The 13,090-nt window shown below is 63.7% G+C and carries 5 protein-coding genes; 4 read left to right on the top strand and 1 reads right to left on the bottom strand.

Annotated elements, in window-relative coordinates; all coding sequences use genetic code 11:
- Window positions 1-12: 12 nt before the first annotated feature.
- Window positions 13-2,124: a glycogen debranching protein GlgX gene (glgX, locus tag AC4D2W_RS15920; protein WP_490927889.1), complete on the top strand. Its 2,112-nt coding sequence runs from the start codon at window positions 13-15 to the stop codon at window positions 2,122-2,124.
- Here glgX and glgP read toward each other — a convergent pair.
- The gene (glgP, locus tag AC4D2W_RS15915; RefSeq protein ID WP_490927888.1) at window positions 2,121-4,745 is read right to left on the bottom strand and encodes an alpha-glucan family phosphorylase; all 2,625 of its coding nucleotides are present in this window, start codon (window positions 4,743-4,745) and stop codon (window positions 2,121-2,123) included. The genes glgX and glgP overlap by 4 nt on opposite strands.
- A gap of 191 nt (window positions 4,746-4,936) precedes the next feature.
- Between glgP and AC4D2W_RS15910 the strand changes: the two genes are divergently transcribed.
- Genes AC4D2W_RS15910 through glgB form a run of 3 tightly spaced genes read left to right on the top strand, consistent with a single transcriptional unit; the run spans window position 4,937 to window position 12,578 of the window.
- Window positions 4,937-6,988 carry an alpha-1,4-glucan--maltose-1-phosphate maltosyltransferase gene (locus AC4D2W_RS15910; RefSeq protein WP_490927887.1) on the top strand — a complete coding sequence of 684 codons (2,052 nt, stop codon included), beginning with the start codon at window positions 4,937-4,939 and terminating at the stop codon, window positions 6,986-6,988.
- Window positions 6,988-8,757 (top strand): maltose alpha-D-glucosyltransferase, encoded by a 1,770-nt coding sequence (gene treS / locus AC4D2W_RS15905; protein ID WP_490927886.1) that lies wholly within the window; start codon window positions 6,988-6,990, stop codon window positions 8,755-8,757. Before AC4D2W_RS15910 ends, treS begins: the two co-directional genes overlap by 1 nt.
- Window positions 8,754-12,578: a 1,4-alpha-glucan branching protein GlgB gene (gene glgB / locus AC4D2W_RS15900; RefSeq protein ID WP_490927885.1), complete on the top strand. Its 3,825-nt coding sequence runs from the start codon at window positions 8,754-8,756 to the stop codon at window positions 12,576-12,578. The genes treS and glgB overlap by 4 nt, the downstream gene beginning before the upstream one ends.
- The last annotated feature ends 512 nt before the right edge of the window (window positions 12,579-13,090 follow it).

Genomic DNA, 13,090 nt, shown 5'->3' with positions numbered 1-13,090 from the left:
CCGAGAGGCAGCATGGCAGACTTGACCAGCATTCCGCAGGGCCAAGCCGCCGCGCGGCGGGTGTCCCGGCCCTTTCCCCTTGGCGTAAGGAATTCAGTTCCCGGCGTTGATGAGGTGCCGGGAACCGCCAATGTCTCTGTATACGCACCGGGCCTGACCGGCGTCGACGTCTATTTTGAGACCGCGCCGGGGCAGTGGTCCTCGGCGCCCCTGGACGAGTCCGTGGCGGGAATCCACCACGGACGCGTCAGCGGCCTGGCGTACGGCAGCCGCTACGGTTTCTGGCCGTCAGACCGGGAACTTCCAGGCGAGCCGGGCACCTTCCAGCTCCTGCTGGACCCCTACGGTCGCGGAATCGACGAAGTTCCGCGCCCCGGAGACCTCCCGCTGTTCTTTTCCGAACACGTTGACCCGTCCTTTGACTGGGGCGATTCGCGCCAGCCGCATACGCCGTGGCGCGACACCGTCATCTACGAGGCGCACGTGCGCGGGCAAACAATGCTCCACCCGGACATCCCTGAAGAACTGCGCGGAACTTATGCCGGCATGGCCCATCCGGTCATGGTGGATTACCTCAGCAACCTGGGCATCACCGCCGTGGAACTGCTGCCCGTGCATTTCCATGCGGACGAAGCGCACCTGCGCCGCCTGGGCCTGACAAACTACTGGGGTTACAACACGCTGGGCTTCTTTGCTCCGCACACCGCGTACGCCACTGCGTCCGCCCGGGCGGCCGGGGCAAAGGCGGTGCAGGATGAGTTCAAGACGATGGTCCGCTCCCTGCACGACGCCGGCCTCGAAGTGATCCTGGACGTTGTGTACAACCACACCGCCGAAGGAACCAAGGACCAGCCAGCACTGAGCTGGCGCGGACTCGGCGACAACCAGTACTACCGCCACGACGGTGAAGGCAGCTATCTGGATACCACCGGCTGCGGCAACACCTTGGATTTCAGCGAACCCCGCGTCATCCAAATGGCCTTGGACTCGCTGCGCCACTGGGTCCAGGACTACCGGGTGGACGGTTTCCGGTTTGATCTTGCTCCCGCCCTGTGCCGCGGCTCAGACGGCCGCTATGACCGCCGGCACCCCTTCTTGGTGGCAGTGGCTGCCGACCCGGTGCTCCACGGCGTCAAGCTCATCGCCGAGCCCTGGGACATCGGGTATGACGGCTGGCAGACCGGGAATTTCCCGCCCGGGTGGGCCGATTGGAATGACAGGTTCCGGGACACCACCAGGGAATTCTGGCTGCGGGACCAGGCATCGCTGGCTGCCGGCGGGTCCGGAGGACCGTTGGCCAGGATTGCCGGGTCGCTGGCCGGATCAGCTGATCTTTTTGCCGGGTCCGGGCGAACCTCCCTGGCCTCCATCAACATGGTCAGCGCACATGACGGCTTCACCCTGGCTGACCTCACCTCCTATGAACAGAAGCACAATGAGGCCAACGGTGAGGACAACCGGGACGGCAGCAGTGAAAACCGCAGCTATAACCACGGCGTGGAAGGTCCCACCGCGGATGAGGCGGTGAGGTCCCGACGCGCGCAGACGGCACGTAACGTCATGGCCACCCTGCTGATGTCCCTGGGTGTTCCCATGCTGACGGCCGGGGATGAGTTCGGCCGCACCCAGCAGGGAAACAACAACGCCTACTGCCAGGACGGGCCTCTCACCTGGCTGCACTGGGACCTCGACGACGCCGGCCTCCGGATGCTGGCCACCACCCGGACACTGCTTCGCCTGCGCCGGGAATTCCTCGCTTCGCAGCCGTATCGGTTTCCTGCCGATGCCAGGGAGTCCTCGCTGCTCTGGTTCGATGCGCAGGGCCAGCCCATGCCCCAGGACAAGTGGCAGGATCCCGCCTGCCGGGTGGTCCAGCTGCTGGTCGGCTCCCGGACCGGCGAGCTGAGGGGCCTGCTGGTGTTGAACGGTTCGCTGCAGGACACCGAGATAACCCTGCCCGACGCTCAAGCGCTGGCCGGCTCCGGGGCGGTCCGCGATGAGAACCGTGCCTACGAGCTGCTGCTGAGTACGGCAGACCAGACCGACGGGCACATCGGCGTGGAGCTGCGCGGCGGCGAGCGCGACGTACTGCCGGCGAACTCGGTCAGCGTGTACCGGGCCTAGGCGTTGACCACCAGCCCCAGCTCTGCCTTGGATGCCAGCCCGGAGTGAACGGGAAGCACCCGCACGGTGTAGCCGAAGGGACCGGCCTGTTCAATGCCGATCGTGCCGGAGAACTGGTGCCTGCCGGACCCGAGGTCCTGGACGTGGTCCAGCTCCGCGGTCCGGGGATCGGCCAACTGGTCGTTTTCCAGCGCCTTTCCGTAGGCAACTTCCACGCTGACGTCTTCCGGCCGCAGGGATCCCAGTGACACATAGGCCTGCACGGTAAGCCGGTCACCAATCTGGGGATCGTCCGTGATGCCGATCGAGTCCACATGTTCCACCGAAACCCCGGACCAGCCGTCACGCACCCGGGTGATCCACGCGGCCAGCTCCTTGGCTGCTGCGTAGCCGTCCGCGGATGCGGCCCGCCACGACTGTCCCGCCGGCCGGTACAGGCCGTTGACGTAATCGCGCAGCATGCGGTTGGCGGAGACCGCCGGCCCCAGATCAGCCAGGGTGTGCTTGACCATTTCCAGCCACTCGCCGGGCAGAGCGTCCGACGGTGCGTCGGAAGGTCCGGCCGCACCGGCTTCGGCCGGAGGCTCCTTGCCGTAGAACATCGGGGTGACGGAGCTCTCCAACAGGTCGTACAGTGCCGACGCCTCCAAGTCATCGCGCTGGTCCGGACTGTAAACCTCTCGCGTGTGGGCGCCCTGTGTCGGGTTGGCGGAGGGAATGGCCCAGCCGTTGTCGCCGTCGTACATCTCGTCCCACCAGCCGTCCAAGATGGAGAGATTGAGTCCGCCGTTGATCGCGGACTTCATGCCCGAGGTTCCCGACGCTTCCAGCGGACGCAGCGGATTGTTCAGCCACACGTCGCAGCCCGGAAACAGTGTCCTGGCCATGGCGATGTCGTAGTTGGGCAGGAACACGATCCGGTGGCGGACCTCCGGATCGTCGGTAAAGCGGACGAGGTCCTGAATCATGCGCTTGCCCTGTTCATCTGCAGGGTGCGACTTGCCGGCCACCACAACCTGCAGGGGGTGCGTGGGGTGCAGCAGGAGCGCCTTGAGCCGCGCGGGGTCACGAAGCATCAGGGTCAGGCGCTTGTAAGTGGGGACCCGGCGGGCAAACCCGATGGTGAGGATGTCCGGATCCAGCACCTGCTCGGTCCAGCCCAGCTCGGCGTCAGTGGCGCCGCGGTTGCGCCACGCGGCACGCACTCGCTTGCGGACGTCCTGGACCAGGTTGGACCGAAGGCGCCGGCGCAGGTCCCACAGGTCCTTGTCGCTGATTTCGTATGCGCGGCTCCAGTCCCGGTCGTGGACGGTTTCGACGCCGAACTTCTCCCTGGCCAGCTTGGTCAACTCCGGATCGACCCATGTGGGGACGTGCACGCCGTTGGTTACCGAGGTGATCGGAACTTCGGAGACATCGAACCCGGGCCAGAGTCCGGAAAACATCTCGCGGGACACTGCACCGTGCAGCTTGGCCACCCCGTTGGCCCGCTGGGCCAGCCGAAGCCCCATTACCGCCATGTTGAATTTGGAAGGGTCGCCGCCCTCATAGCTTTCAGCACCCAGTCCCAGCACCTTGTCCGTCGGAACTGACTGAGCCAGCCCGGCACTGAAGAAATGGCGGATCTGTGACTGGTCAAAGCGGTCGATGCCTGCCGGTACGGGAGTGTGGGTGGTGAACACGGTGCCGGCACGGGTGGCCGTCAGCGCTTCTTCCCACCCCATGCCGTTGTCCATCAGCTCCCGGATGCGCTCAATGCCCAGGAACCCCGCGTGGCCTTCATTGGTGTGGAAAACTTCGGGAGCTGCGGTGCCGGAGAGGCGTTCGTAGACGCGCAGCGCCTTGACCCCGCCCATTCCCAGCAGCAGTTCCTGCTGCAGGCGGTGGTCACCGCCGCCGCCGTACAGCCGGTCCGTAATGCCGCGCGCGGCGTCGTCGTTGCCCACAACATCAGAATCCAGCAGCAGGAGGGGAACGCGGCCGACGTCGGCGCGCCAGATCTGTGCCAAAAGCCGGCGGTTGTTGGGCAACGGAAGGCTGATGCGGGCGGGCGTGCCGTCTTCTTCCCGGAGCAGGGTCAGCGGCAACCCGTTGGGGTCCAGCACCGGATAGGTCTCCAGCTGCCAGCCGTCCCGGGACAGTGCCTGCTTGAAATAGCCGGCCTGGTACAGCAGCCCCACCGCAATCAGCGGAACACCCAGGTCAGAGGCGGACTTGAGATGGTCACCGGCGAGAATGCCCAAACCACCGGAATACTGCGGCAGAACGGCGCTGATGCCGTACTCGGGGGAGAAGTAAGCCACTGCACGCGGCGCGTCCTCACCAAGGGACTGGTACCAGCGGGGTTCCTCCAGATACGCGTCCAGATCTGCACCCAGATCCTGAATCCGCTGCACCAGGCCGCCGTCCTGCGCCATCCGTTCCAAGCTGCTGCGGCTCACTGAGCCGAGGAACTTGACCGGGTCTTGGCCGCTCGCATGCCAGGCCGCCGGATCAAGGTCCGCGAAGAGGCGGGTGGTCGGCTCATGCCAGGACCACCGCAGGTTCGAGGCCAGCTTGCTCAGGGGAGCGATGCTGTCGGGGAGGACGGTTCGGACAGTAAACCTTCGAATAGCCTTCACCCCGGTTACGCTAGCGCAAACGGGGCCCCGAATGGCATGGTAGAGCCAAAGATTCCATCAAATTACGGCCGATCACGGCCGTGCGCCGGAACCCTCGGCAATTTCCTGCAATACGCAGTGCGACGTGCGGGAAAACACCTAAAAGTACGTTGCCTTAGCATTCTGCTCCGATTGTCGCTAACGTCTAGTGTGTGACCAGTTCCAGTGCGAAGCCCCCTAATGTCCTGCCCGCTGAGGAACTCCGGTTCGGCCGGATTCCCATCATCAATGTGACCCCGGTTGTGGAATGCGGCCGCATCCCGGCCAAAGCAATTCCCGGGGAAGACCTGGTAGTGGGAGCTACCGTCTTCCGTGAGGGACACGATCTCGTGGGCGTCAGCGCGGTCCTCTACGATCCCGAAGGCATGGAGGTGCAGCGTGTCCGCATGCACCCCGTGGGAATCGGCCTGGACCGCTGGGGCGGGCTGATCCGGCCCGAAGCCACCGGGACCTGGAGCTTCGCCGTTGAGGGCTGGGCGGATCTGTACTCCACCTGGCACCACAACGCTGAAGTAAAGATCAACGCCAATGTGGACGTTGAACTGATGCTGGCCGAAGGGGCTGCCCTGTTCCGCCACGCCGCAGAGAACCGAAATGGCGCCGATGCGACCGTGTTCAGCGCCGTCGCCGATGCGCTCGCGGACACCGGACTGCCGGTGGCAGAACGCCTGGCCGCCAGTGCGTCGGACGCAGTGCTCGCCGTTTTGGAACGTGATCCCATCCGTGACCTGGTGACCAGCAGCCCCCGTTACCCGCTGAACGTTGAGCGCGAGCTGGCCGGACGAGGCTCCTGGTACGAGTTCTTCCCCCGCTCCGAAGGCGCTGTGCAGGACCCCGCAACCCTCGAATGGACCTCCGGTAACTTCCGCACCGCAGCCCTCAGCCTGGAACGTGTGGCCGGTATGGGTTTTGACGTCATTTACCTCCCTCCGGTCCATCCGATCGGCACCAGCCACCGGAAGGGACCGAACAACACCCTCGTAGCCGGTCCCGGAGACCCCGGTTCACCCTGGGCCATCGGCTCTTCAGAAGGCGGCCATGACGCCATCCACCCTGATCTGGGGACCTTCGAAGACTTCGATGCTTTTGTGGACACCGCCAGGAACCTGAACCTGGAAGTTGCCATTGACCTGGCCCTGCAGGCATCGCCGGACCACCCCTGGGTCACCAGCCATCCGGAGTGGTTCACCACCCGGGTGGACGGTTCGATTGCCTATGCGGAAAACCCGCCGAAGAAGTACCAGGACATCTACCCCCTGAACTTCGACAATGACTTCACCGGGCTCTCCGAGGAGATCCTGCGGATTGTGCTGATGTGGATCGGCCACGGCGTGAAGATTTTCCGGGTGGACAACCCGCACACCAAGCCCCTGATGTTTTGGGAATGGCTGATCAAAACCGTCAATGAGAAGCACCCGGGCGTGATTTTTTTGGCCGAGGCGTTTACCCGCCCGCCCATGATGCACGCATTGGGCATGGCGGGCTTCCAGCAGTCCTACACCTACTTCACCTGGCGGAATACCCGCAAGGAGCTGGAAGAGTACTTCACTGAGGTCTCGTCGCAGACGGCAGCCTTCTTCCGGCCGAACTTCTTCGTGAACACTCCGGACATCCTGACCGAGTTCCTCCAGTACGGCGGTCCGGGCGCCTTCAAGATCCGCGCTGTGCTGGCCTCCACCGCCAGTCCGCTCTGGGGGGTCTATGCCGGATACGAACTGTACGAGCACGTGGCCCGTCCCGGCGCCGAGGAATACATCGACAACGAGAAGTTCGAGTACAAGCAGCGCGATTTTGCGGCTGCCGAGGCGGAGGGCCGCAGCCTGGCGCCCTACATCACCCGGCTCAACCAGATCCGCCGCTTCCACCCGGCCCTTGGAGACCTGCAGAACCTGACCGTGCATTCCAGCACTGATGAGGCAACTGTGGTGTATTCCAAGCACAAGCAGGTCCGGCCGGGGGATCCGTCCAGCAAGGACACGCTCATCATCGTGGTGAACACGGATCCGCACAGCGCCCGCGAATGCAGCGTCTCCCTCGATCTGGACGCCCTGCAGCTCAACCCGCAGGACTTTAACGAAGACGGCACCTTCTGGGTGGATGACCTCATCAGCGGCCACAGCTGGCGCTGGGGAGCCAACAACTATGTCCGTTTGGACGCCCATTTTGAGCCTGCACACATCTTGTCAGTTCGGAGGAACTCCTAGTGCCCAACCAGTTTCAGCTGCATGCTCCCGGTCTCACCAACGATCCCCATTGGTACCGCAAGGCAGTGTTTTATGAAGTACTCGTGCGCGGGTTCGCAGATGCCAACGGCGACGGCTCAGGTGACTTCGGCGGCCTGATCGACAAACTCGATTATCTGCAGTGGCTGGGCATCGACTGCCTTTGGCTCCCTCCGTTCTTCAAGTCTCCGCTGCGCGACGGCGGATACGACATCTCCGACTACTACGACGTCCTGGACGAGTTCGGTACGATCAGCGACTTCAAGCGCCTGGTGGCCGAAGCCCACGCCCGCGGACTGCGCGTGATCATCGACCTGCCGGTGAACCACACCTCGGACAAGCATCCGTGGTTCGAGGAATCGCGCAACGATCCGGACGGCCCCTACGGCGACTTCTACGTCTGGTCGGACACCGACGAGAAGTATGAGGACGCCCGAATCATCTTTGTGGACACCGAGGAATCCAACTGGGCGTTTGACCCGGTGCGGCGCCAGTTCTACTGGCACCGCTTCTTCAGCCACCAGCCGGACCTCAACTTTGAGAACCCCAAGGTTGTCGAGGCAATTTTCGACGTGGTCCGCTTCTGGCTGGACCAGGGCATCGACGGGTTCCGTGCAGATGCAATCCCGTACCTCTTCGAAGAGGACGGCACCAACTGCGAGAACCTCCCGGCGACGCACCGGTTCCTCAAGGACCTGCGCACCATGGTTGATGAGAATTACCCCGGCCGCGTGATCGTGGCCGAGGCCAACCAGATGCCGCACGAGGTCGTGGAGTACTTCGGTGATGAAACCGGCCCGGAGTGCCACATGGCTTTCCACTTCCCGATCATGCCGCGGCTGTTCTACGCGCTGCGTGACCAGAAGGCCGCACCCATCGTGCAGACCATGGAAGAGACACCGGACATTCCGGCCGGCGCCCAGTGGGGAACCTTCCTGCGCAACCATGATGAGCTGACGCTGGAAATGGTGACCAACGAAGAGCGCCAGGCCATGCTCGGCTGGTACGCACCGGATTCCCGCATGCGGGCCAACATCGGTATCCGCCGCCGGCTCTCTCCGCTGCTGGACAATTCCCGCTCCGAAGTGGAACTGATCCACGCACTCCTGCTCTCCCTGCCCGGCAGTCCGTTCCTGTACTACGGGGACGAGATCGGCATGGGGGACAACATCTGGCTTGAGGACCGTGACTCGTCGCGTACCCCCATGCAGTGGAACCCGGACCGAAACGCGGGCTTCTCCACGGCCGATCCCGGAAAGCTGTACCTGCCGGTCGTCCAGTCGCTGGTGTACCACTACAACCACGTGAATGTGGAGGCGCAGCTGGCCAGTTCCAGCTCGCTCCTGCACTGGATCCGCCAGATGATCATGGTCCGCCGCGCCCATCCCGCATTTGGGCTGGGTTCCTACCGGAACGTTCCCACGGAAGCAGAGTCAGTGCTCGCGTTCCTGCGTGAGCTGCCGTCGGACAACCCCGAGGGCGAGGTCGGAGAGGTCATGTTCTGCATCTTCAACCTGTCCCAGCACCCGGTTTCCGCCACGGTCAGCCTGCCGGAATTCGCCGGCCGCGGCCTGCGTGATGCCTTTGGCGGAACGCCGTTCCCCGCTTTCGGCCCTGACGGCTCCGTGACCCTGACACTGGGCAGCCACGATTTCTACTGGCTGCGGCTGCGTTCACCCAAGTCCAATATGTCCTCACCCCAGACCGAGGCAATTCCCCTCATCCCCATCTCGGAGGCCCTGAAGAAATGACCCAGCTGACGCCGTCCCTTCCGGAGCTCCTGACCGCGTGGCTTCCGCAGCAGCGCTGGTTCCCCGCGAAGGGACGTGAAATCGTCCTCGACCGGGTCGGGGGAATCCGCCTGGAGGATGCTTCCGGGTCGGCCGAGCTGGAGGTCCACCTTATTGCGGTGAGCTCCGGTCAGCGGACCGATGTCATCAACGTGCCCGTCAGTTCCTACGGTGCGCCGGTTCCGGAACTGGAAGAGTTCCTGCTGGGGCGCGTGGAACACGCGGAGCTGGGAGAGCGCTGGCTGTACGACGCCGCCGCAGATCCCTTGTTTGTGACTGCCTGGCTGGAGATGATGCGCACCCAGTCCTCCTCCCTGGACGGACACACGCACGGCGTCGCACTGGACGGATTCGACCAGTGGCCTCCCTTTGAGGGCAAGGCCCCCGCCAAACTCATGAAGGGCGAGCAGTCCAACACGTCGGTGGTGGTGCGCTCCGAACCCACCCAGCTGATCGTCAAGTTCTACCGTGTGCTGGCCGCTGGTGAGAGCCCGGACGTGCAGGTCAGTGCGGCCCTCACCGCCGCCGGCTCTTCCGATGTTCCGGCGACGCTGGGTTGGGTGACCGGCAGCTGGAAGGATCCGCTGGCGGACGACGGCGACGCCTGGGTTACGGGGCACGTCAGCGTCCTGCGCGAGTTCATCCCCAACAGCGAAGATGCGTGGCGGCCCGCTTCCGCCGCGGCCGTGAGCAACGCTGATTTCACCGCCGAAGCTGAAGAGCTCGGTGCTGTCACCGGGCGCATCCACCGGCAGCTGGCAGAGGCCTTCGGGAGCCAGCCGCCCAGCCCCGCCGAGCGCGCCGAATTCCTTGAGTCCCTGGAAAACCGCATCCGCTGGGCCTGGAAGGAAGCTCGGAGCTATGTGGGGGAGTACGACGAACCGCTGGAGCACCTCCTCCAGCAGGTCGCGAACCTCCAGGAACTCCCCAACCTCCAGCGCATTCATGCGGACTACCACCTGGGCCAGGTACTGAAGTCGGGCAGCCACGGCTGGCTCGTTCTCGACTTTGAAGGCGAGCCGCTGCGCCCTGCCGCCGAGCGCAGTGTTCCGGATGTCCCGCTGCGGGACGTGGTGGGCATGCTCCGGTCCATTGATTACGCCGCCGGAGTTGCACTCGTTGAGGCCGCGGATGACACGGACGGTGCCGCCACCAGTTCCCGCGAACAGCAGCGCCGCGGCCTCGAAGCCGCGCGCTGGGCAGCAAATGCCTCCGAAGCTTTTCTGCGCGGATACGAAAAGGAAACCGGAACGCAGATCAACCGCAGCGATCCGCTGTATCTGGCCTTGTGGCTCGACAAAGCCCTTTACGAAGTCGTCTATGAAATCCGCAACCGTCCCAACTGGATCCGCGTCCCTGTGGCTGCCGCACGGCAGATTTTGGAACAGGCCCGCCAGCAGGTTCCCGGGACGAGCAGCCAGGAAGAGAACTCAGTGAATAAGATTCCCCAGCCGGACCGCGCGGCGAAGAAGTCCGTATCGGAGCCTGCACTGCCGGCCGTTCCCGATTCAGCCGCATCCTCCGAAGCGGCTCTTCCAGCTGAACCCGCCGACGTCGTCGTCCCTGCAGAGACGACTGCCCCCGTGCCGGCACACCGCAATCCGCTGCCTGTTTCCGATGACATCCTGCAGGCCGTGTCCGAAGGCCGCTATTACCAGCCGCACGCAGTACTGGGTGCCCATCTGGATGATCAGGGGCTCGTGACAATCCGGACCCTCCGCCCGCTGGCCGAAGCCGTGACGGCAGTGACGTCCGAGGGCCGCATCGAGCTCCGGCACGAACACAACGGCATTTGGGTGGGCACGCTGCCCGCCGCACGTCCCGGGCAGGTTCCGGACTACCGTCTGGAAGTAACCTATGAGGGACTTGAGCCGCAGCTTTTCGATGACCCCTACCGGTTCCTTCCGTCCCTGGGAGAGATTGACCTGCACCTCATCGGTGAAGGCCGGCATGAGAACCTCTGGACCGTACTGGGCGCCAACCTGCATCACTACAAGTCCATCCTGGGAGACATCGACGGCGTGAGCTTTGCCGTCTGGGCACCCAACGCCCAGATGGTACGGGTTATTGGCGACTTCAACGCCTGGGACGGCAGGGTCAACGCGATGCGTTCCCTCGGCGGCTCGGGTGTCTGGGAATTGTTCATTCCCGGCGTTCAGCCGGGCGCCAGGTACAAGTTTGAAATCCTCGGCGGCGACGGAGTGTGGCGCGAAAAGGCCGATCCCATGGCCCAGGCCACGGAGGTTCCGCCGCTAACGGGTTCCCGGGTGGTGGAGTCGACGTACGCTTTCGCCGATTCCGAATGGATGGAAGCGCGCGCTGCCCGCGATCCGCACAACGCGCCGATGAGCGTCTATGAAGTGCACCTCGGCTCCTGGCGTCTCGGCCTGGATTACCGCCAGCTGGCCGACCAGCTGGCCGAGTACGTCAAGTGGCAGGGCTTCACACACGTGGAGTTCATGCCCGTGGCAGAACACCCCTTCGGCGGATCCTGGGGCTACCAGATCACGTCCTACTTTGCTCCCACCGCAAGGTTCGGGCACCCGGATGATTTCCGCTACCTGGTGGACAAGCTGCATCAGGCCGGCATCGGCGTCATTCTGGACTGGGTCCCCGGGCACTTCCCCAAGGACGAGTGGGCGCTGGCCAAATTTGACGGGCAGACGCTCTACGAACACGGAGATCCCCTCCGCGGCGAGCAGCCTGACTGGGGCACCCTGATCTTCGACTACGGCCGCAGGGAAGTCCGGAACTTCCTTGTTGCCAACGCCATTTACTGGCTCGAAGAGTTCCACATAGACGGCCTGCGTGTCGACGCAGTGGCATCCATGCTGTACCTGGACTACTCGCGGCCTGCAGATCAGTGGCGTCCCAATGCCTTCGGCGGCCGGGAAAACCTGGAAGCCATTTCCTTCCTCCAGGAAGTTAACGCCACGGCATACCGGCGGGTCCCCGGCATCGTCATGATTGCCGAGGAGTCCACTGCCTTCCCCGGCGTAACGCAGCCCACCAGCAGCGGCGGCCTGGGGTTCGGGCTGAAGTGGAACATGGGGTGGATGCACGACACCCTCGAGTACATGGCTGAGGATCCCATCAACCGGATGTACCACCACGCCAAGCTGACGTTCTCGCTGGTCTACGCCTACACGGAGAACTTCCTGTTGCCGATCAGCCATGACGAAGTTGTGCACGGCAAAGGTTCCCTCCTGCGGAAGATGCCCGGGGACCGGTGGCAGCAGCTGGCCAACCTCCGCGCCTACCTTGCCTTCCAGTGGGCACATCCGGGCAAGCAGCTCATCTTCATGGGCACGGAATTTGCCCAGGAAGCGGAATGGTCGGAGCAGTACGGACTGGACTGGTTCCTGACTGACACCCCGCAGCATAAGGGTGTGCAGTTGCTGGTCCGCCAGCTCAATGAGATCTACCAGAACACGCCCGCCCTCTTTGACCGTGACAACGAGCCGGCCGGATTCCAGTGGATCAATGAGAACGACGGCGTGCACAATGCGCTGTCCTTCATCCGCTACGACCACCAGGGAAACCCGCTGGTGTGCATCGCCAACTTTGCGGGCACCCCGCACGAGAACTTCCGCATCGGGCTCCCGTGGGCCGGCGAATGGGTGGAAGCGCTCAACACTGATGCCGCTGAGTTCGGCGGCTCCGGTGTAGGCAACATGGGTGTTGTTGAAGCGGAGGAGGGCGCCTTCGACGGGCAGCCCGCCTCCGCAACGCTCACGGTGCCGCCGCTGGGCGTGCTGTACCTCAAGCCGCACGCCGCCTAGCTCGGGGTGAGCTGCCGGGATCGTCCGCTTTGGGCGGTTCCGGGGACGTGGTGAACATTTTTGGGTCGGTTCACCACGTCCCCAAAATCGTGCTAGAGTTAATACCCGCGCTGATCGAGGCAACGAGAACAGCTGAGCGTCACGAGGCCTAGGCCTCAACCGGTTCGCCGGATCGACAAACAGCCGTTTTGACAGCCTCCGGTTGGAGCGGTAAGATTGAAAAGTTGCTCCGGAGCGATGCAGAGCGGAAGATCCCTTGGATCTGAGCCTGTTGGTGCCGGAAGCAGTCTGTTGTTTGAGAACTCAATAGTGTGCCAAGTTTATTGATACCAATTTATTTTAATTGGTTGAACAGGCTGTGACCGCCCACCCCGTGGGCATGGGACAGCTTTTTTAGCTGGTTTCGAATTTAGTGCAGGACCGTGCAGCCAATTTTCCTTGGCTCCGGTCTTGTGTCTGTAACACATTTACGGAGAGTTTGATCCTGGCTCAGGATGAACGCTGGCGGCGTG

It is taken from the genome of Arthrobacter sp. TJ-58 (assembly GCF_058269295.1).
This window is presented reverse-complemented; position numbering and strand designations above follow the sequence as displayed.

Bases quoted from the DNA above. Each gene is read 5' to 3' on its own strand.
- glgX (WP_490927889.1), top strand. From the start codon at position 13: ATGGCAGACTTGACCAGCATTCCGCAGGGCCAAGCCGCCGCGCGGCGG.
- glgB (WP_490927885.1), top strand. From the start codon at position 8,754: ATGACCCAGCTGACGCCGTCCCTTCCGGAGCTCCTGACCGCGTGGCTT.